This is a genomic window from Arthrobacter sp. Y3221157, assembly GCF_059089865.1.
Window position 1 is genome coordinate 26,645 of the sequence record NZ_JBNHFD010000004.1, and the last position, 18,423, is coordinate 45,067.

Below are 18,423 nucleotides of genomic sequence, written 5' to 3' on the forward strand. Positions count from 1 at the left end.
AAGCACCGATCCTTCTTGCCGTTGATTCCACGCTAACCAGACGTGCCGGGTACCACCCCCGCCGTTAGCAGCTATGTGGACAACTACGCGTGCCGAGCGCCGGTGGCGTGACCGGCCGCTGATTCGACGGGCGCCGCGATGCCTCGGGTAGGCTAGAACAGCAGACAATGCGCATCATTGCGCTGCCCGCATTCAAACCAGGAGATTTTGTGACCGCTGACCTTGTCATCGTTGGGTCTGGCTTTTTTGGCCTGACAATCGCAGAACAGGCCGCTACCGAGCTCGGCCTTAAGGTCGTCGTCATCGACCGCCGCCACCATATCGGCGGCAATGCCTACAGCGAGAAAGAAGAGCAGACCGGCATTGAGGTGCACCGCTACGGGGCGCATCTTTTCCACACTTCCAATGAGCGGGTGTGGGAGTACGTCAACCGGTTCACCACCTTCACGAACTACGTCCACAAGGTGTACGGCGTGCACAAGGGCGAGGTCTACTCGCTGCCGATCAATCTCGCCACGATCAACCAGTTCTTCCGCGCAAACATGACCCCGGGCCAAGCACGTGAGCTCATCCAGGAGCAGGCCGGTGAGCTCGCCGGTACAGATCCACAGAACCTGAACGACAAGGGCATCCAGCTGATTGGCCGCCCACTGTACGAGGCCTTCATCAAGCACTACACGGGCAAGCAGTGGCAGACGGATCCGAAGGATCTTCCTGCCGGGATCATTTCGCGCCTTCCCGTGCGCTACAACTATGACAACCGGTACTTCAACGACAAGTACGAGGGACTGCCGACCAACGGCTACACGGCGTGGATCGAGAAGATGGCGGAGCACCCGAACATCGAGGTGCGCCTGAACACGGACTTCTTTGACGAGTCGCACGAGTACAGCAAGAACAAGGTTGTGGGCAACATCCCGGTCGTCTACACGGGACCCGTCGACCGCTACTTCGACTACGCCGAAGGTGACCTTTCCTGGCGCACCATCGATTTCGAGGAGGAAGTGCTCGACATGGAGGACTTCCAGGGCACGTCCGTCGTCAACTACAACGACGCCGATGTCCCCTACACCCGCGTCATTGAACCCCGGCACTTCCACCCGGAGCGCGACTACCAGACGGAAAAGACCGTCATCATGCGCGAGTTCTCGCGCTTCGCGGAAAAGGGCGATGAGCCGTACTACCCGGTGAATACGACGGCGGACCGCGAGCGGCTGCTGAAGTACCGCGACCTTGCGGGCGCTGAAAAGGACGTCCTGTTCGGGGGACGCCTCGGAACCTACAAGTACCTTGACATGCACATGGCCATCGGGTCGGCACTGAGCATGTTCGACAACAAGATCCGGCCGCACTTCGAAAGCGGCGTCAAGCTGGAAAGCGGAGGCGTCGACGCATGAGTGCCGCGCCGGGCTGGTCAACACTTCAGAGGGTAATTTTCCCGCCGGAGTCGGGGGTGGACACTATGTCCCTCTATGCGGATGCCGGCCCGGCAACCGGGGTTCGCTTCAAGGAAAGCGATGAGTTCGCCAGGAACCCCAAACCCGTTGAACAGAAACTGCACCTCGTCGGCTCCAATACCCGCGAGGTGCACGTGGACGATCTGCTGTCGCGCCAATCAGTCCGGGTGCGGTCCGGGGAGCAGCTCTCCCTGGGTACATACTTCAACGCCTTTCCTGCCAGTTACTGGCGCCGCTGGACCCACCTCCGGGACATCCGCCTGGTGGTGGAGACGGCCGGGCGGGGATCCGTTACCGTCTACAAGTCAAATGCCCGCGGCACCATCCAACGCGTGGATGGTGCCAGGGTTGAGAATGACGCGCGCACCGAATTTGAGTTGTCCATCAGGCCGTTTGGCGACGGCGGGTGGTATTGGTTCGATCTGGCCTCCAGTGGGGGAGACCTCGTCCTCAAGGAGGCACGGTGGGAGGGCCCGCCGCCGGTGAGGACCGGGGAAACGGCGACAATCCAGATCACCACCATGGACAAGCCGGACTTTTGCCTGGCCAATGTCCGGACCCTGGCTGGCCATCCCGAAGCCTTGGAACTCGCCAAGGAAGTGATCATCGTCGACCAGGGCTCGCGAAAGGTTGCCGACCAGCCGGGGTTTGCGGAAGTAGCCGCCCTGCTCGGTCAGAAGCTCCGCGTCATCGACCAGGCTAACCTCGGCGGCTCCGGAGGGTTCGCCCGCGGCATGTACGAAGGCGTGGAAAACGGCAGCGACTACGTCCTCCTGCTGGATGACGACGTGGTCATGGAACCGGAAAGCATCATGCGGATGATGGCTTTTTCGGGCAGGTGCAAGAGCCCCACGATCGTCGGCGGACACATGTTCGACCTTTACAGCCGGAGCACCCTGTACTCGATGGGTGAAACGATAGATTCCCGCCGCTTCTCCCCAAGCCAGCCCCACCGGGATATGCAGATGCGGCACGACTTCAGCGTGTCCAACCTTCGGCAAACGCCTTGGCTGCACAGGCGGTTCGATGTCGACTACAACGGGTGGTGGATGTGCATGATTCCCACCTCCGTCATCCGGCAGGTTGGACTGCCCCTCCCGCTGTTCATCAAGTGGGACGATTCAGAATATGGCCTGCGTGCACGAGCCGCGGGATTCCGGACTGTGTCCCTGCCCGGTGCGGCGCTCTGGCATATCTCCTGGATCGACAAAGACGATCTTGTCGGATGGCAGGCATACTTCCACAACCGCAACAGGCTCATCACCGCACTGCTGCACAGCCCCCACCCAAAGGGTGGCAACGTTCTTCGTGAGTCCTTCCAGGAAGACGTCAAGCACCTCGTATCCCTCCAGTACTTCACGGTCCATAACCGCTTGAGCGCCAGGGCAGACCTGCTGGCAGGCCCCGGGCACCTCCATCCCTCACTGCACGGCAAGCTTGCCGAGATCCTGGCCCGCCGCGGCGCTTACTCGGATGCGCAGATGCTGGAGGACGTGGACGAATTTCCCCCTCCGGCACTGGGTGCCGGGCTGTCCACCTCGGTGGACATCCAAATGCCGGCTAAGAAGGATATGGTCCAGTGGGGAGTCACCACCGTGGCCCGGCAACTACTGAAGCGGCCGACACGGGAATCCCTGGAACGCCCCCAGGCGTACCTTGCCCATATTGATAACCGCTGGTTCCGGATCGCGCACTACGACTCCGTGGTTGTGTCCAATGCCGAGGGAACCGCGGCGTCCTGGTATAAGCGTGACCCCCGGAAGCTCAGGGAGATGCTCAAGCAGTCGGCAAGCCAGCATGCCCGGCTGTACAAAGAGTGGGACGACCTCGCTGAGGCCTATAAAACCGCCCTGCCGGAACTGGTCTCAATGGACTCCTGGCGCAGGACCTTCCAAGCAGCTGCCCCGGGGCAGGACCACGTTGGTGGCCCCGCCGCCAGGAGCGCTGCGACTTCCAGCTGAGCTGCGACGTCCAGCTGACTTAGGCAGTATGCCGCTCCACAGCCGGCTCGGCGGGCCTTGCCGGCAATGCCGACGTCGTCTGCCGGGCTGGCGCTGCGGTCAACAGACCGTACAGGAAAGTACCGCTGACTGCCAGCGTCAGGACGTATGCGACGGCGAGCATCTGCCAGGTGCCCGGCGGCTGCCACGCCGGCTGGAACATTTCCGTCCAGTTGACGTGGGCCTGGATCCCAATGGTGTAGCGCCGCAGGCCTTCCAGAAAGACGTAGACGTGGGCCAAAGCCCCGAGCACCAGACCCCAGCGGATCATGGATCTCGTCCACGGCGTGACTTTGAAGGGGCGGAAGCGGATAGTAACGCCGGCCGCCAGGATCAGCGTGACAACCATCGCCAGAGTGTAACGGCCTTGCCAGATCCATCCCAGCTTCTCACTGGAACTGGCCTGCAGGGCCAGAGGTACCATGATGACGGTCAAAGTCAGCAAGGCCATAACCCAACGCCCCCGGACAGGGCGCGCAGTGTAGGCCAGAAATAGCATTGCCCCGAACCCGAGCACCCACGCGTAAAGGGCAGCAGGCGGGGGGAGGGTGTCAATCCACCCGAGAACCCCAACGTACTCAACCATGAAGAACACGGTCTTGTTTAGCATGGCAACGGCGGCTTCGTCTGCCGGCATGGGAGCACCAGCGAGAAGGCTGTCAAAGCTCTTTGCGGATAGGACCCACAACAGAGCAAAGAGACTGGACAGGCCGACAGCGAGAACGGCCAGTTGGAAGCCACGTACTGCAAGGGTCCGGGTGAACGTCTTGATTCCAAAGCAGAGAATAGCGGACACGGCGGCGATCGCGAGCCAAAGCAGGGAAAGCGGGCGGGTATGGGCCAGCAGGCTGCCGGAGAGTGCTGCAATGACAAGGAGCAGCCTGCCAATGGGCATCCCAGACGCGGTCCGTTCGAATATGGCACACAGGCTCATGAAGACGGCCCCCGCTGCGGCAATCTCAAGGCCATTTGGATTTATGGAACCGGATAAGAAGAAAACGGCAGGGGTCAAAGCGATCGCACTGGCGATGACGGGTCGATGGTAGTGGCGCAGCGACGATGCCGCGCCAATTATCGCCCCGAGGAAAAATGCAACCAGCCATGCGCTGATAAGCCGCATTGCATAAAGTGCCGGTTCACCGCTGAGGCCGCGGCTTCCCAGTCCCACTATGCCGTAGTACACCGGGTTGTAATTGCCTGCGGAGGTGTTGGCAGGGATCCAACCGCGGTCACGTGCATCAATGGGAGGCGTGCAGGCAGGGGTGATACTGGAATTCTGGGCGAAGCACTTGTAGTCATGCAAATGGGCAATATAACCAGGCACATTGACTTCAAGCTGAGCCCCTTGGACCCCGGTGCTCGCCCCGCTGAACTGTCCCCTGGCAACGGCAGCAGCTTTGATGGTGTGCGCCGGTTCGTCCGGGACTGACATCAACGGAGAGGCGAAACTCCACAGGCTTCCAACACAGCCAAACAGCAGCCAGCTGACGAAGAGAATCTTGAAAGGCGACGGCTTTTTGCGAGGTACCTTGGACCGATCGAGCTTGGAGGGGCGGGACTGGTTGGTGAAAAATGGCATGGTAGGTTTAACCATACTTGGAGGTGTGCCGTTAGAGCCTGAAACACTCCGCACACTTGAGAGGATCATCCCGCAATGCGAAGTTCCGCATCCGGTGCGTCGTCATCGTCTGACAAAACGAGCCAAGAATCCCCTCTCAGGCGGGGACTGATCGTCACCCTCTACAAGCATCCCGTTGTCAGGTTCCTGTTTGTCGGCGGCCTGTCCTTCGCCCTTGATCTGGGCCTGCTTGCCCTCATGCACGAACTGTTTGATGTCCCACTATGGCTGGCTACTCCCATAGCTTTCGTCATCAGCCTGGTATTCAATTTCCTCCTGCAGCGTTTGTTCACCTTCCAGGCGACCAATAAGGGCAGCGTCAGCGCAGCCAAGTACCTGTTGCTGGTCGTCGTCAACATCGTTGTCAGCGACATCATCGTTACAGGCTTTGACGCCTTGGGTTGGTCCTACATTATTGGCAAGACCACGGCTACGCTCCTCACAACGGCGTGGAATTACTTCCTCTACCGCCACTGGATCTTCCAGCGCGTACCAGAAGAGCCCGACATTGTCAGGGATCCTTCAACGACCGCGTAAGGCAGGTCCGTCGGTCCCGGTTTCACCTTCCGGCGCGCCATAGCCGATATGTGCGCTGTCTCAGGAACGCCCTAAGCAAGACAAGGATGCTTCCCTGCAGGGGTTGAGGCGGCCGCTTTTGTTTCTTGGTCGATCTCCTTGACCCGCTGCAGTTCCCTCTGATCCCCATGCGGTCAGGATGCGGTCGTCAAGTTTTTAGGGCAGGGCCCGGCCGCACTCCTGCAGGAAAAGTTCGGTGACCTCGTGACAAGTATCTGATGCCGGACCGTGCGCAGTGACGGGGCCGAGGGGTGGCGCTACCGGTAATACGAGTCCCGGGAGACCTTCAACACCCGGCACAGCCACACCATAGAATGGTTGGCCTTCTCCACTTCTATGAATTCCTAGAAATCCTCTACTTGTGCTTCACGGCAAAGAAGGCGCGGACTTTTCCCGGGAACCCGACCTCGGCCTTCAGTCCGGCGTTCTCGGCCAGCGCCTTCTGGTGCCCGTCCCACGACACAGGGCCCCTGTCCACTGCGGCAGCCGCCGGGGCGTCCTGGTGTTTCTCCCGGTGCCTGTGCAGCCAGTTCCCCAGCGCTCTCTCCTTCACTCGAATCTCCGCATATCGGCAACGAAACCCCGTAACGCTGCATTCCTCTCAGGAATTGCACCTTACGGACTGGGCCTTGCCTCTCTTCAGCGTCGTTCGTGGACTTTTTCTACTTGTGGTTCGATAGTAATTTGATCGACGGTGTGGGCGGCCAACACGGGTTGTCCCTCCTGCCCCACCTTCCGGCCCCCTCCGTTCATTGGGGAGCGCCGGTAGAGTGAACCGGCCCGGGTAATCAGCGGCTGGCCCGGGTGGAGGTACCGGAACAGGAGCAGAACTCCGGCAGCCGTGACCAGCAGGTAGGCCGCCGTCAACGTGAACCACCCGAGGGGCGGCTGCCAGTCCGGTGAAGAGAAGAGCGTTTGCCAGTTGGCAATCTCACTGATTCCCACCACATACCGGCGGAGGACGTAAACGAACGTCAGGGTGTGGCAAAAAACAACCAGCCAGAACAACACCCGCGAAATATGCACTGCAACCGGGGAGGTCGGGAATCGAAGCTTCCGGAGCCCCAGGCCAACACTGACGAACAGCACGACGACGAGCGGCAGCGTATACCGGCCCTGCCAGATGAATCCCATGCCGCGCCACAGGGCCGTTTGCAGCAGCGCAGGGACCAGGTAGAGCATGGCCAGGGCCACCCAGTAGCCCGTCCAATTGCGGAGGGGGCGGACGCAGAAGGGGACAATTAACGCTGCGACCATCAGACCGCCCCAGACAAGCGTCACCAGTTCCGGTGCCGGGGTGTCCAGCCATCCCATGGTGCCTATGTACTGCGGGAAGAAATCGTAGGTCCGGTCAAGCATGATCATGAAGCCGCGGTAGAGCGGGGCATCGGGGTGCGGATTCGCGATTCCCTCAGGTGCCACGCCTACATTCGCCGGCCCGTTGGCTGCAACGTACATCCAAAGGAATCCCAGCAAAGCGCCCGGGACGGCCACCGCGACGGCGGTCAACACACGTCTGTCGGTGAAAACGGCGCGCGTGCGGCGCAGCCGGAACGAACAGACGCCGACGATCAGGGCACACAGCAGCCATACAAGGGAAATCTGCCGTGCGTTTGCCAGTACCACCGTTGCGGCCACGACAGTTGCAAGCGCAGGCAGGACAAGTCTTGTGTTGCGCCAGTTGTCCAGCACCACAACGAAACCGGCAAAGGCTGCCATGGTGGCTGCGATTTCGAGGGAATTCGGGTTGATGCCTCCTCCAAGGAACAGGATCATCGGAGTCATGGTGAGGGCCGCGACAAGGACGGGATATTTGGGGCGCCGCAGTTCTGTCAGGGCGGTGAACCCGGCGGCAAAGAACAAAGCACAGAGCGCCGCGCTGACGAGCCTCATGGCATAGATCGCGGGGGCACCGGACATGAACAGAGTGGGAAGCCCAACCACCCAGTAGTACATCGGATTGTAGGAGCCGGCGGAGGTTACGCCGATATTCGTGAAAGTGTCGTCCGCATAGACCGGCGCTGCGCAATCGGCTGCTTGTGCCCGGTTGAATTTATAGCAGCTTTGGGCATGAAGGCTGGCGATGTAGTTAGGGACCCGGACATGGACGCCGTGACCGAAGGAAGTACCTTCTTCCACCACGACCTGGCCCCGCACGACCGCGGCGGCCTTGATCGTGTGCGCGGGTTCATCGGGCGACCCCATAAGCGGGGTGGCAACCGCCCACAGCCCGAACAACAGGGCAAAGATTGTGGCCAGGAGCCCGAACGTCGGCAAGGGACGTGGAAGTCCGCGTCGGACGTTGTTGAAGAAAAGGGTCATTGTCCGTCTCCGTTGGTGCCGATCAATGCACGGGCTTCGCTTACTGCTGTCTTGCTGGGTGACATGACAAAGGCGAAGGCGTTGGCGTTCTTCTGCGCGTCTTCGCTCAGGAGGCTCTGGCCCAGGGACCGGCTCAAGCGCGTCAAGGCGGGCTCGGAGTATTCCCGGCACATATGTATATAGATCACGGTGCCCAACGCGTAGCCGGAGGCCCCGTCCAATTCCTGCACCACGCCGTGCGGGGACGAGCCCACATCCCCGGTAGTGACGGCGTCGACGACGGAGGACGCCTGGAGCCGCCTCGGCTTGCCGTCAAAGACGAGTTGCGCTGCTGTGAAGCGGTTGCCGATGATGCTTCCGTCGAGGATGGAAATCCCGCCGTTGGTGTCATCCAGTTTGTCTGCGAGGTCCAGTGGCGGCGACGATACCTGCCCTATAACCGTGGACGGCCAACTGTCCTGGGAATCCGGCTCCCACGCAACACCTGCCTCCCGGGTGAGGTAGCCATTCACCGGACGTACCGTATCCGAAGGACCTTCCGGCGCAATGACCGTGATTTCAAGGTCAGGGAGGTCCGTTCCGGCATTCAGGCCAAGGATTCGGGGATCGTTCCAGCGCGTGATCTCACCCTGCAGGATGGCGGCAAGGATGGGGGCGTCCAGCACCACGTCATTGACGCCCTTGATTTTGATGGCTACGCCTACAGGCAAAACCCCCGCCGCCACCGATATGGCACCGCCAGGCGCGCACATGCCGCGAACAGCTATGGCTTCCTGCGGGGTAAGCGGCGCGGAACCTACCGCGAAATGTGCCTGTCCGTCCTGGAGGGCTTTGAGCCCGGCTGCGGAACCGTCGGGGGAATAGCTCACCGAGGTGCCCTTAACAGCACTGCCCCATGCCAGGCCCCATGCGCTGACTGCGCCCTGGGCAGCGTTGCTGCCGATTCCGGTAAGGGCACCCTGGACAGTGCCCGGGGGAGTGGTGGCACACGCAGACAGGGACAGGAGCCCCGACAACAAGGCGGCAGCCTTTATTTTTGCTCGGAGAGAAACGGGAATCACCCTTTCAGCCTAGTGCCCGTGCCACGGAAGTTGAGGCAGGCCAACGTTGGATGGTGCACGGGGTTTGTCATGCGCACGCCGTAATTTCGTACAGCCGGGCAGAGAATCCTTGTGAGTCGACCATGGTGAAGCCGGGAGCATCCCCGATGTCGGTGACGCCTGGATACTCCCGGGATCCGGGGAGATTCAGCAGGTATCGGCTCCCGAAGTCCAACACGTACCGTACGTTCTTGCTTTTCAATGCTTCGCACATCCGGGCATTATCCGCTGTGTCCTTCAGGTGTTCATCAATCAGGATTGCGTCCTGGTCCTTTTCCGCGAACAGGTGGGCGGTCAAGACCCGCCGGCCGGTGTAGGCGTAGGCAAGGGAGCTGCCGTTCCACGGATTGTCGGCCACCACCGCATCGGCAGGAACATGATGTGGGAGACGCTTTAACAGCGCGACCTCATCCGGGGTCAGCAGCTCTGAGGCCGCGTCGAACCGGTAAACAGTGGAGGCGCCGCCAATATAGTGCGTGACCGGGCCGGCGAATGTCGCCAGCACTGCGAAGACACCGGTAGCGAGTACGGCCCCGGCAACCGCTCCCCGGTTAGCCGGCCAGCGCAACCGCCGCTCCAGCGCGCCGTGCAGGCGGTGGGCAGCAGTGGAGTTCCGCCAGGAATCCCAGAGACGCAGGCCGCCCACAACTGCAAGCGGGGTTGCGAACAGCGGCAGCAGGGCAGCAAGCCGGTAGGTGTCCTGGTACCAGGTGCCGATGAGGGCATCGCGCAGTGCACCTTTGGGAAACGAAGCGGCCACCACGTACAGCGCACCAACGACGCCGTAACAGGCTGCCAGCCAACGCAATCTTCGGGTTTGGAAGACTGTGAGCAAACCGGCAACCGAGAGAATGGCAACGACCACCGCCGGTATGGCCGATTGCATGGGGCTTACAGTCAGGATTTCCCCGACGGCGGCCCCCGGCTTCACCGTCGGACCCCAGTTGTCGTAGGGGGCAGGGCGCAATTTCAACCAGAAAGCGGCTGCCACCACAAGGGTGAGCAGGGTTCCGCCGATGAAGAGCCACGCCCGCAGGACGCTGGCCTGGAACTTGGTGTTTCTCGCCAGGTGCCACCAAAGCAGCCCGAGAATCGGAAAACTCACGGCGATGGTCGTGTTGATCGAACTGGTGTGTGCAAAGGCAAGTCCGGCCAGCGCGAGGAACAGTGCCGAGACCCAGCTGCGCAGCGGGTCTGTCCGCGTACGGCCAAGCCGGGCAACTGCCGCGAGGCAGGCTATGACCGCCGGCATCATGCTCAGTGCCAGCGCATACGGAAACAACGGACCCCAGACGATCATGAGGAACGGGAAAGCGACCTGGGCCGCTGCGATCACTGCCGCCACCACGAGGGCGGCTGGCCGGCGCGAGATGGTCTTAGCCACCAGGAACAGGCACGACGCCGGCCAGAGGATGGCCGAAAGGACCAGGTTGAGCACGTTCTGCGACGTAGGGATGTCGACGGCGGCCAGCTGGACCAGGAGCGCCGCGAACGAATGCCACGCGGCAGGGTACACGGCATCGAAGCCGGAGACCCCTTGAAGCGACGCGAGATTCAGGGACGAAGCGTTGCCGGTGTCCAGGATGTACCGGATGGCGTTCAGATGGAAGACGTTGTCGAAGACCTGGGACGGGTGCTCGGGTGAGCCGACCAGTTGGATGAAGCGCCAGGTGATAGGGACAGTGGCAAGGGCCATGGCAGCGAAAGGCAACCACTGCCGCCGGGGAGGCGCGCCCGCCATCCGCCGGCGAAGACCTCGTGTGACCAGCAGGGCGGCGCCGGCAAGCAGGGCCGTCACCGCGGCAAACGGCAGGACGCTCCACGGGATGCCGAGTATCCCGGCGAGTACTCCCGCAAGTCCGGCAGCCGCCGTCGACAGAAGCGGTGCAAGGCCGAGGATGCCGCCCAGCCGGAATTTCAGGCATGCCGCCACTACAGCACCGGGGATATAGAACAGAAGGATGGTTACTACCACCGCGGGAAGGATACCGATCCAGCTCACGAAGGTACTTCCTCGGTCCTGTCCTCCTGCGCCTTGTCCCGGAGGAGTTGCAGGACCGCACGCAGCTGTATGGCTGTGACCGCTATTTCGCCGATCGCCAGGCCAAGGGCGCCGCCCGGGCCGCCCATCAGGCCGGAAAGGATGATCATGGCGGGCAGGCCCACCACGGCGCCGGTGATAGTGCTGGAGAATACAACGCGCATCCGCTTTGCCGGCACCAGCCAATGGGCGCCGGTGGATGTTGTCACGCAGACAAGCAGGAATGACAGGCCAAACCAGAAACACGTCCAGAAGTCGGCGGCCCGTTCTGCCCCAAACAACCGCTCGCTGGTCCACGGCCCAAGCAGTGCCAGGATCAGCCAGCCGGTAAGGCCCAGGCCGGTAAGCGCCATAAGCGAGAACTTCCTGCGGTGCCGGTGGTCAGCACCGAACTCGCTGACCCAGCCCTGGAGGCTGTTGCCCAGCGCTGCGGTGGCAAGCTGTCCGATGCGGTAGAACTTCTCGGCAGAGACGAAGGCAGCCAGCCCGGCAGCTGAAGCCGCAAACTGCACCACCAGCACAGGCGTGGAGGCGTAGGCCCCGGCGGCGACGGTAATACCTGCGCCGGCCCGAAGTCCCCAGATTTCTTTCAGCACGATGGGCGGAGTGAGTCCTTTGAAATCCTCGCGGTTGGAATGGTCTTCGTTGAACCACAGGGTTCCGGCGAGGCCAAGCACCAGCAAGGCGAGCGGGTAGATGTACATCTGCCCCGTTGCAAACAGGAGCGGAATTACACCAAGGGTCGCGACCATCCGGGGCACGACGTCATACTTTGCGATCCGGCCCGCATGTCCGGTTGCGATGCAGTACCAGGCCGGAGTCAGGCCTGCGGCACCTTGGGCGCACGCCATCAGGAAGGCCACCCAGAACTGGTTGCTGCCGCTCGTGAACATCAGGGCGACCGCCATGAGGGGCACGGTGCAAACGAACATGAAAGAACGGGTGACAAAGCTGACGGCGTAATGCCGCCGTCGTACGTGCTCTTCCGGTGCAGATGCCACGGCGGCCGGTCCCGTGAGCGGCCATCCCAGTGCTATGACAATGGCGGCAATAGACCCAACCGCCTGGCCCACCGCCAGGGAATTCCAGGCCGGCGTTCCGCCGACGTGCGCAATGATCGGCAGAAGGATGAACGACGCCAGCGAACCCAGCAGCGGCAGCCCGGCGAACGCTGCGATCCTTTTGATCATTCCTGTCCCCCTGGCCCGGGGCACGCACTACAGGTAGTCATACGCGTCCTTGCCAAGCCGGCCCCGCACAAAAACGTCTTCCACTTCGCTCTTGAACCTGGAGCGCTCGTTGAGGATGCCCGTCCGGTAGGTGTCCTGCTTTGCCACCTCCGAGTCAAAGTTGTCGATGAGTTGGGGAAGCATGGCTGCAGCTGTCGGCACTTCGTCTCGGCCAGGAGTGATCTTGTGTTCCCAGGGAACAGGAACATCCGCATAGAAGGCCCCCGAACCCCTGCGGGCCACCACGGTGAGTGCACCGGACAGGGCTGCCTCGCGGGGCATCCGGTCCTTGCCCGGGTGGTGTCCCAGATCCAGGTAGATACCGCATCCCTGCAGTGTTGCTACAACCTCGGACCTGGTCATCCCCGCGATGGGGCGCCACTCGATGGACGGTGGGCACTTCGCCTTCACGGCCTCAATAAGGTGTCCGCCCTTGGCCGGGTTGTAGGTGACCAGCTGCCGGTTGCGCGGCGACTCGGGCGTGCCCTGGAACTCAGCGTTTGGCGTGTAGTCCGAAAGCAACGAGGGCACGACGTCCAGGCGGGTGGCAATGAAGGCCCAGGCGTACGACGACTGGACCAGGTGGACCACATCCCGGTCCTTCCGGAGCATGCCGGGGTTCACCCTGTTCTTCCACATCCGCGCGTAGGGAACAGCGCCTTCTTTCGCCTTTTCCACCAGCCCGGAGGTGTTGCGCTGCCACATCCTCTCCGCCATGAACGTGAGCGAGTTGTCGATGCTCAGCCACCAGCACATGCGCCGTGCGAGCTTAACTTTCGGCATTTCATAGATGTAGGTTTCGGGGAAGACAACAACGTTTTCCGGCGCGTCCACGATTTCAGGAGCCTCGGGAGCGTTGTAGACGCTGTACTGCTCCACCCGCGAATTGTGGGCCGTGTGGGGATGCGGAACCAGGTAGGCGTCCTGCCCAAGCTCCCGGAGCATATCGACGAGCTGGTGAAGGGCTTCGGGGCCTCCGGTCCTTAAGCCCTTGTGGTAGAGGACGAAGATTTTTCCTGAAGTGGTGGTCATGACTGGTCTTTCGGTCTCGGCCGGGCCAGGGCACTGCTGAATAGTGGAATTTTGCTACCGCAGCCGGGCCGCGAGGGAGTCGTCGATCTTGCCCATCCTCTGGCGGAGAGCATCGCGAACGCCCGCCAGCGCGGCGACGAGGTGCTTTTTCCGGTTGGGCCCAAATCCGAACCTGACAACATGGCTCTGGATCTCCATGTAGATCCGGCGGAGGACCCACGTCGGCTGTTTCAGGGCATAACGGCGGGCGAGGATCAATGAGTTGCGTGTGATGTAGTACACGCGGAACGGTGCGTGGTAGTAGACGTAGAGTTTTTTGGAGCCCACCCGCGCATGCCAGCCAAGGATCTTCATTGGGCGCGCATTGCCCAGGCTGTGCTCCAGGTTGCAGCCCTTCCCAGCCAGGGCGCGCAGTCCACGCTCCCGGAGCCGGGCATTGAATTCTGAATCCACGCAGTCAATGAAGAAGCCCTCGTCGAAAAAACCTATGGCCTTGAACGAGCTGCTGCGCACCAGGGTGCCGCTGGTCATCGGATCGAAAATCTGGGGTTCGTCCTGGCTGCCCCAGGTTGGCAGGGGGATGTTGTTGTGTGATTCAGCGCAGACCATCCCTACCGTTTCCGGTTCATGGGAGTTACAGGCCGTAGCCAATGCCGAAGCCACATAGTCGCCGGTGAAACGCGAGTCCTGGTCCATGGTCACAACCCATTCAGGATTCCAGCGGGAAATGGCTTCCTTGATGCCGACGTTCAGTGCGCGGGCAATCCCGGAATTGGTGCCGAGCCTGATGACAACAGCACCCGCCCGCTCCATCTCTTCCAACGCCTGCGAGACGTCGTTGGGTGAACCGTCGTCGACCACCACCACGTGCTCAACAAAGCGCAGGAGCCAGGTGACGTTGGCCACGTTTTCCGGGCCGGGGTTGAACGCCGAAACGACTCCGCACACGTCCCGGGACGGCTGGGTTGCTGCAAACTCTTCAGGCGCCATCACGCTGCCCTTGCCCGCCAGGCGCGCCGGACCGCCTCATAGACGTTGCGGAGGAAAACCATCCGCGCCTTCAGGATCTTGGACGCGGAGCGGATGCCGTGTGGGGTCAGGTTTTCACCGTGTAAACGATGCAGGATGGTGTCTTCTTCCAGGTAAACGATGGTGCGGTTAACGTTGCCTACTGTGGCCAGCCATTGATCGTGGGACTCTTTCATGTACGGCGGGAAAGGCAGTACCTGCTGGAGGAGCCTGTGCCGCACTGCCATGGCGCATCCCCAATGAAGCCGGTACCCGATCACGATGCCGAGGATGTTGCGGACGGTGTGCGACGAATCTTCGGGCCGCAGGCGGATCTCATGGAATGGTCCCAGTGGCCCATCGAAGTGTTTGCAGTTGCTGACCACCATGTCCTTGCCGTCCATGGCCGAGATCATGCGCTCCACCCGGCCCGGAAGCCACACGTCGTCCTGGTCCGAAAGGAAGACGAACTCGCCGCGGGCCTCAGTGAGGGCCCACTCGAACGTACGCACGTAGCCGTTGTTCCGCTCGGCCTGGATCAGCCGGATCCGCGGGTCGTTCATTCCGGCCACAATGGCCGGCGTTTCGTCGGTGGAACAGTCGTTGACGACAATCAACTCGTCGCGGGGTCCGATTTCCGCCAGGATTGAGTCGATTTGTTCCTTGATGTGGCGGGCGCCATTATATGCCGCCATGCACACGCTGACGCGCGGCTTTGGGGCGGATGCGGGCTCCATAAGTTTCTCCTCGTGCCTCCGGGCGGTGCCAGCGGGGCGGGCAGGTCCCAAGCAGTCTAGCAAGCTGCGCCTGCCGGGAAGGACGCGGGTGCCGGTCAACTATACTCGAGGGGACGCAGCCGCCGAGCTCTTCGAGCGGAAACCACGGAAGGAACCTCAGGTCCATGACCGTTGACGTAATGTTGCCGTACTACGGCGATGTCCATCAAATGAAGCTCGCCGCCCGCAGCGTGATGAATCAGGAGAACCAGGACTGGCGGCTTGTTGTCATCGACGACGGGTACCCCGATCCAGAACCCGAACGCTGGTTTTCAACCATCACGGACCCCCGCGTCACGTACATGAAGAACGAGCAGAATCTCGGTGCCAACGGTAACTACCGCAAGGCACTGACCCTGGTCGAAGCACCCTATGTGGTCATCATGGGTGCCGACGACATCATGCTCCCCAACTATCTGGACGTTGTGGTCAGCGCTTTTGAGGAATACCCCAAGGCAGACGTCGTCCAGCCGGGTGTCCAGGTGATCGACGAACAGGGTATTGCCTGCACCCCCCTGGTGGATGCAGTGAAGAAGGTCTACGCCCCGAAGACCAGTGAGCGCATCGAACTGAAGGGGGAGGTAATGGCAACTAGCCTCGTCCGCGCGGACTGGGCTTACTTCCCCTCGCTGGCGTGGCGTTCGGAGACGGTGAAGCGCATCGGGTTCACCGAAGGCCTGGACGTGGTCCAGGACCTCGCACTCCTGCTGGATATCGCTGCCGAGCACGGCTCCATGATCGTGGATCCCGTCCTGACATTCCTGTACCGCCGGCATTCTGCATCTGATTCATCGGTGCGTGCATTGGACGGCAGGCGTTTTGACGAGGAGCGGCGCTTCTTCCAGCAACAGGCCGAGCGTTTCGGCAAGCTGGGCTGGAAGGGAGCCGCGCGGGCCGCAAGTTTCCACACGACATCCCGGCTGAACGCCGCTTCCCTGATCCTGAAGTCGGTCCAAAAGGGCAAGTTCGATTCGCTGCCCCGCCTCGCCAAGCACATTGTGAGCTAGAGGCTGCAAAGAAAAGGGACGCCCGGCCTGAACTGCTCCCCGAAAGTTGGACTGAAAATTCAGTTCTGACTTCCGGGGAGCAGTTTCATGTTAAAGGGCAGTTCGTTATCCGAAGAGCAGCGCGAGGCCGCGGTGGCCCTGTTTGAGCGCGGTTGGGGAACCAGAGCTGTAGCAACAAAGCTCGGGGTGGGTACGAAGGCAGTCCTCCGCTTGTACGACAGATGGCGCGTTCGTGGAGATACTGCTCTTGTGACCAAACCAGTGAAACGGCTCTATTCGTTCGAGTTCAAGCTCAATGCCGTGCAGCGATATATCTCGGGCGAGAACCGCGTGGCTCTCGCGAGGGAGCTCGAGCTATCGTCGCCACACCTGATCACCGTGTGGGCGGGACAGTATCGGGCTGAAGGCGAGGAAGGCCTGCGTCCGAAACCTAAAGGCCGGCCGAGGAAGAACCCAGACGCCTCCGCGCAGCAGGAACCGGAGCTGCAGCGGCTGCGGCGTGAGAACGAACGCCTGCGTGCAGAGGTTGCCTTTCTGGGAAAAGTAAACGCCTTGAGGGACGGGGAACAGCGCTAAAGGTTCGCGCTGTCATCGCTCTCAAGGCTGAGCACCGGTTGGAAATTCTCCTAAACGTGGCCGGGTTAGCCCGGTCCACGTTCTTCTATCACCAGTCCCGCCTTCAAGGCCCGGATCCACGGGCGTCCCTGAAGGCCGCGGTCACAGAGACCTTCGAGAAGAACCACGGCCGGTACGGGCACCGCCGGATCCACATTGAGCTGCTCAAGCAAGGGTGGACGGTTGCCAAGAAGACCGTCCTGAAGCTGATGCGTTCCCTGCGGCTGGTCTGCAAGGTCCGAAGCAGGAAGCGGTACAACTCCTACCAGGGCGAACAGGGCATCGTGGCCCCGAACCTGCTGAAACGCCAGTTCGTAGCGGATGCCCCAAATCAGAAATGGGTGACCGATGTGACCGAGTTCAGCGTCGGTGACCGGAAGCTCTACCTCTCACCGATCATGGACCTATTCGACCGGCAGATCATCTCCTACACAATTGGGACCTCGCCCAATCTGGAGCTTGCCAATGCTTCGCTGCGCGGCGCGCTGGCCACGCTGGAAGACGGGCAGAAGCCCCTCGTGCATTCCGACCAGGGATTCCAATATCAGCACAACTCCTGGCGCACACTTTTGGTGGACGCCGGCGCGGTCCAATCGATGTCCCGCAAAGCCAACTGCTACGACAACGCCGTCATGGAGAACTTCTTTGGGCACCTAAAGGAAGAGTTCTTCCACCGCGTCCGGTTCCTCAACACCGATGCACTCGCATCAGCGCTGCACGAGTACATGCGTTGGTACAACACCGAAAGAATTTCCACCAAGCTCAAGGGCTTGAGCCCGGTACAGTACCGTGCTCAGATGCTTGCGGCATAGATCCCTCTTAGGCAAACCTCTACGGAGTCCTTCAGATCGGTAACGACATAGTCATGCATCCGAGCTTGCGCTGACGCAACGCCCCGGTCTGGCTTGCCTCACCGAGGGCTGCTTTCAGTCAAGGAGCACTTGGACAGGCCTGAACTTGGAGGGTCCGGGGCAATGGGGTCCGTAGGGGCGCTCCCCGGTTGATTCACTTTCTATCGGCTGGGTTCGTGCGACGCGGTGACCGGAAGGTGCCACGGCCTCGACATAAATCGTAGTGACGCTTGTGGGGGTGACCAGGTACGGCGGCGACTGGGGCACCAGCCACTTTCCATCACGTGGCGTCACAGCTTCGGGCGTGCAGCCCTCCTCGAAGCAAGCCGCTGCTGACTCTGGCTCCCCAGAAAAGGCCAACTCCACATCGCCCACATATGCGTATCCAATTGCTGGACATGCTCGATTGAGACCAGGCATGAATACGATTAGGGCGGCAAGAGCTAACGCGATGACCAGAGCACCAATGGCTAGCGCGGCCACACCCCGAGGCTTCATAGCGCGAGCCTAACTCGTCACCCGTCATTCCGAAGCATTCACAGTCAGCGGACTAGTTCTACATCAGATTGGTCAACACGGAAGGGATCCTCTGCGGGCACCCTGGAAGGAGAAGCTCCTCAGACGCTTCGTCGTAAGGAGTTCCCTAGTTCGAGGCGGTTTCAGTTTGCGGGCGTCCCGCCGGCGGGGCGCAATATTGAATCCGCTGAAATCGTTGAGCGGATTCGAGATTTGCACCGTAGTACAACGACAGAAGTCCCCGTCCGATATTAGGACGGGGACTTCTGTCGAAG

Annotated in this window: 15 protein-coding genes and 1 pseudogene; 7 read left to right on the forward strand and 9 right to left on the reverse strand. The window is 61.4% G+C overall.

What is annotated here, in order from left to right; all coding sequences use genetic code 11:
* Nucleotides 1-209 precede the first annotated feature (209 nt).
* Together glf and AC5RTT_RS02350 are read left to right on the forward strand one after the other, a co-directional pair.
* Nucleotides 210-1,397: a UDP-galactopyranose mutase gene (gene glf, locus AC5RTT_RS02345; RefSeq protein ID WP_494050826.1), complete on the forward strand. Its 1,188-nt coding sequence runs from the start codon at nucleotides 210-212 to the stop codon at nucleotides 1,395-1,397.
* Entirely contained in the window at nucleotides 1,394-3,418 is a 2,025-nt protein-coding gene (locus AC5RTT_RS02350) for a glycosyltransferase (protein WP_494143852.1), read from the forward strand. The genes glf and AC5RTT_RS02350 overlap by 4 nt, the downstream gene beginning before the upstream one ends.
* Before the next feature lie 19 nt (nucleotides 3,419-3,437).
* On the opposite strand, the gene AC5RTT_RS02355 is transcribed toward AC5RTT_RS02350, so the two are convergent.
* Nucleotides 3,438-5,036, reverse strand: a complete 1,599-nt coding sequence (locus AC5RTT_RS02355) for a DUF2142 domain-containing protein (RefSeq protein WP_494143853.1) — start codon at nucleotides 5,034-5,036, stop codon at nucleotides 3,438-3,440.
* 75 nt (nucleotides 5,037-5,111) lie between these two features.
* On the opposite strand from AC5RTT_RS02355, the gene AC5RTT_RS02360 reads away from it, so the two are divergent.
* Entirely contained in the window at nucleotides 5,112-5,612 is a 501-nt protein-coding gene (locus AC5RTT_RS02360) for a GtrA family protein (protein WP_494143854.1), read from the forward strand.
* A 394-nt stretch (nucleotides 5,613-6,006) separates the two neighbouring features.
* On the opposite strand, the gene AC5RTT_RS02365 is transcribed toward AC5RTT_RS02360, so the two are convergent.
* From AC5RTT_RS02365 to AC5RTT_RS02400, 8 genes are all read right to left on the reverse strand, one after another.
* Entirely contained in the window at nucleotides 6,007-6,204 is a 198-nt protein-coding gene (locus AC5RTT_RS02365; RefSeq protein WP_494143855.1) for a hypothetical protein, read from the reverse strand.
* Between the two features lie 86 nt (nucleotides 6,205-6,290).
* Nucleotides 6,291-7,973 carry a DUF2142 domain-containing protein gene (locus tag AC5RTT_RS02370; RefSeq protein WP_494143856.1) on the reverse strand — a complete coding sequence of 561 codons (1,683 nt, stop codon included), beginning with the start codon at nucleotides 7,971-7,973 and terminating at the stop codon, nucleotides 6,291-6,293.
* Entirely contained in the window at nucleotides 7,970-8,992 is a 1,023-nt protein-coding gene (locus AC5RTT_RS02375) for a substrate-binding domain-containing protein (RefSeq protein ID WP_494143857.1), read from the reverse strand. Before AC5RTT_RS02375 ends, AC5RTT_RS02370 begins: the two co-directional genes overlap by 4 nt.
* A 109-nt stretch (nucleotides 8,993-9,101) precedes the next feature.
* The gene (locus AC5RTT_RS02380; RefSeq protein WP_494143858.1) at nucleotides 9,102-11,075 is read right to left on the reverse strand and encodes a DUF6541 family protein; all 1,974 of its coding nucleotides are present in this window, start codon (nucleotides 11,073-11,075) and stop codon (nucleotides 9,102-9,104) included.
* A complete protein-coding gene (locus AC5RTT_RS02385) occupies nucleotides 11,072-12,304 on the reverse strand; it encodes a lipopolysaccharide biosynthesis protein (RefSeq protein WP_494143859.1) in 1,233 nt (410 codons plus the stop codon). The genes AC5RTT_RS02380 and AC5RTT_RS02385 overlap by 4 nt, the downstream gene beginning before the upstream one ends.
* Before the next feature lie 27 nt (nucleotides 12,305-12,331).
* Nucleotides 12,332-13,375: a hypothetical protein gene (locus AC5RTT_RS02390; RefSeq protein WP_494143860.1), complete on the reverse strand. Its 1,044-nt coding sequence runs from the start codon at nucleotides 13,373-13,375 to the stop codon at nucleotides 12,332-12,334.
* A gap of 54 nt (nucleotides 13,376-13,429) precedes the next feature.
* The gene (locus tag AC5RTT_RS02395; RefSeq protein WP_494143861.1) at nucleotides 13,430-14,365 is read right to left on the reverse strand and encodes a glycosyltransferase; all 936 of its coding nucleotides are present in this window, start codon (nucleotides 14,363-14,365) and stop codon (nucleotides 13,430-13,432) included.
* A complete protein-coding gene (locus AC5RTT_RS02400; RefSeq protein ID WP_494143862.1) occupies nucleotides 14,365-15,120 on the reverse strand; it encodes a glycosyltransferase in 756 nt (251 codons plus the stop codon). The genes AC5RTT_RS02395 and AC5RTT_RS02400 overlap by 1 nt, the downstream gene beginning before the upstream one ends.
* A gap of 164 nt (nucleotides 15,121-15,284) precedes the next feature.
* Here AC5RTT_RS02400 and AC5RTT_RS02405 point away from each other — a divergent pair, with 164 nt between their 5' ends.
* From AC5RTT_RS02405 to AC5RTT_RS02420, 4 genes and pseudogenes are all read left to right on the forward strand, one after another.
* The gene (locus AC5RTT_RS02405) at nucleotides 15,285-16,166 is read left to right on the forward strand and encodes a glycosyltransferase family 2 protein (RefSeq protein WP_494143863.1); all 882 of its coding nucleotides are present in this window, start codon (nucleotides 15,285-15,287) and stop codon (nucleotides 16,164-16,166) included.
* A gap of 87 nt (nucleotides 16,167-16,253) precedes the next feature.
* A pseudogene (locus AC5RTT_RS02410) lies at nucleotides 16,254-16,403 on the forward strand (helix-turn-helix domain-containing protein); the annotation flags it as partial.
* A 12-nt stretch (nucleotides 16,404-16,415) separates the two neighbouring features.
* Nucleotides 16,416-16,742 (forward strand): helix-turn-helix domain-containing protein, encoded by a 327-nt coding sequence (locus AC5RTT_RS02415; RefSeq protein ID WP_494143909.1) that lies wholly within the window; start codon nucleotides 16,416-16,418, stop codon nucleotides 16,740-16,742.
* A 38-nt stretch (nucleotides 16,743-16,780) separates the two neighbouring features.
* Entirely contained in the window at nucleotides 16,781-17,593 is an 813-nt protein-coding gene (locus AC5RTT_RS02420; RefSeq protein WP_494143864.1) for an IS3 family transposase, read from the forward strand.
* The last annotated feature ends 830 nt before the right edge of the window (nucleotides 17,594-18,423 follow it).

Excerpts from the sequence above, each read along its gene's own strand:
- AC5RTT_RS02350 (WP_494143852.1), top strand. The coding sequence starts at position 1,394 with ATGAGTGCCGCGCCGGGCTGGTCAACACTTCAGAGGGTAATTTTCCCG.
- AC5RTT_RS02390 (WP_494143860.1), bottom strand. The coding sequence starts at position 13,375 with ATGACCACCACTTCAGGAAAAATCTTCGTCCTCTACCACAAGGGCTTA.
- AC5RTT_RS02355 (WP_494143853.1), bottom strand. The coding sequence starts at position 5,036 with ATGCCATTTTTCACCAACCAGTCCCGCCCCTCCAAGCTCGATCGGTCC.
- AC5RTT_RS02370 (WP_494143856.1), bottom strand. The coding sequence starts at position 7,973 with ATGACCCTTTTCTTCAACAACGTCCGACGCGGACTTCCACGTCCCTTG.
- AC5RTT_RS02405 (WP_494143863.1), top strand. The coding sequence starts at position 15,285 with ATGACCGTTGACGTAATGTTGCCGTACTACGGCGATGTCCATCAAATG.
- AC5RTT_RS02400 (WP_494143862.1), bottom strand. The coding sequence starts at position 15,120 with ATGGAGCCCGCATCCGCCCCAAAGCCGCGCGTCAGCGTGTGCATGGCG.
- AC5RTT_RS02385 (WP_494143859.1), bottom strand. The coding sequence starts at position 12,304 with ATGATCAAAAGGATCGCAGCGTTCGCCGGGCTGCCGCTGCTGGGTTCG.
- AC5RTT_RS02360 (WP_494143854.1), top strand. The coding sequence starts at position 5,112 with ATGCGAAGTTCCGCATCCGGTGCGTCGTCATCGTCTGACAAAACGAGC.
- AC5RTT_RS02395 (WP_494143861.1), bottom strand. The coding sequence starts at position 14,365 with ATGGCGCCTGAAGAGTTTGCAGCAACCCAGCCGTCCCGGGACGTGTGC.